This window comes from Aminobacter sp. LjRoot7, assembly GCF_964252895.1.
Lineage (GTDB): Bacteria > Pseudomonadota > Alphaproteobacteria > Rhizobiales > Rhizobiaceae > Aminobacter > Aminobacter aminovorans_B.
Map to the genome: position 1 here is coordinate 5,001 of NZ_CAXUPX020000028.1, position 1,236 is coordinate 6,236.

The following is a 1,236-nucleotide window of genomic DNA, read 5'->3' on the forward strand; positions in this document are numbered from 1 at the left end:
GTTTGACTGGGGCGGTCGCCTCCTAAAGAGTAACGGAGGCGCGCGATGGTGGGCTCAGACCGGTCGGAAATCGGTCGTCGAGTGCAATGGCATAAGCCCGCCTGACTGCGAGACTGACAAGTCGAGCAGAGACGAAAGTCGGTCATAGTGATCCGGTGGTCCCGTGTGGAAGGGCCATCGCTCAACGGATAAAAGGTACGCCGGGGATAACAGGCTGATGACCCCCAAGAGTCCATATCGACGGGGTTGTTTGGCACCTCGATGTCGACTCATCGCATCCTGGGGCTGGAGCAGGTCCCAAGGGTATGGCTGTTCGCCATTTAAAGCGGTACGTGAGTTGGGTTCAGAACGTCGTGAGACAGTTCGGTCCCTATCTGCCGTGGGTGTAGGAATATTGAAAGGATCTGTCCCTAGTACGAGAGGACCGGGATGGACGGATCTCTGGTGGACCTGTTGTGGCGCCAGCCGCATAGCAGGGTAGCTATATCCGGACGGGATAACCGCTGAAGGCATCTAAGCGGGAAACCCACCTTAAAACGAGTATTCCCTGAGAACCGTGGAAGACGACCACGTTGATAGGCCGGGTGTGGAAGTGCGGCAACGCATGAAGCTTACCGGTACTAATAGTTCGATAGGCTTGATCGTTCTCATTCCTAATGTTCATCGCAAAGCGTGAACGGCACAGACAAAGACCAGCGAACAGCCCCGAGAGGCAACCAGACAGCTCAGCTGTCCATGCCCCTCAACGCTCCTTCGCTCAAAGCTTCTCGAAACAACGTGCGTTTTGCCGACCTGGTGGTTATGGCGGAGCGGCTGCACCCGATCCCATTCCGAACTCGGCCGTGAAACGCTCCAGCGCTGATGGTACTTCGTCTCAAGACGCGGGAGAGTAAGTCGCTGCCAGGTCTGCCAAACGCACGTTGAATCAACGCATCGCTCTGCGATGTCGTAATCTTCTCGATACAAAATGGCCCGCCAACGGGTAGCCGGGCCGCGAAAGCGGCCCTTTCCTTTGGCGAAATCCTCGGAAAAACGATGGCAAATACCCATCCCCGAGAACGGCCAAAAGATCGCAGCCCCAGACATACTGGGAGCCTGCAAATGGTGGCGCGGGGTGGAGCAGCCCGGTAGCTCGTCAGGCTCATAACCTGAAGGTCACAGGTTCAAATCCTGTCCCCGCAACCATTGATAACGACACTCCCGTGAGCCCTGCTCCGGGAGTGTTTTTGTTTGCAG

General features: G+C 56.6%; 1 tRNA gene and 2 rRNA genes (1 of these 3 cut by a window edge). All 3 read left to right on the plus strand.

The features are described from left to right. Positions 1-645 (plus strand): 23S ribosomal RNA (locus ACSQ3E_RS30695); it begins 2,168 nt to the left of the window's first position. A gap of 146 nt (positions 646-791) precedes the next feature. Beyond that, positions 792-906, plus strand: a 5S ribosomal RNA gene (gene rrf, locus ACSQ3E_RS30700). 202 nt (positions 907-1,108) lie between these two features. Continuing rightward, positions 1,109-1,185: transfer RNA gene (locus tag ACSQ3E_RS30705), tRNA-Met, on the plus strand. Positions 1,186-1,236 lie beyond the last annotated feature (51 nt).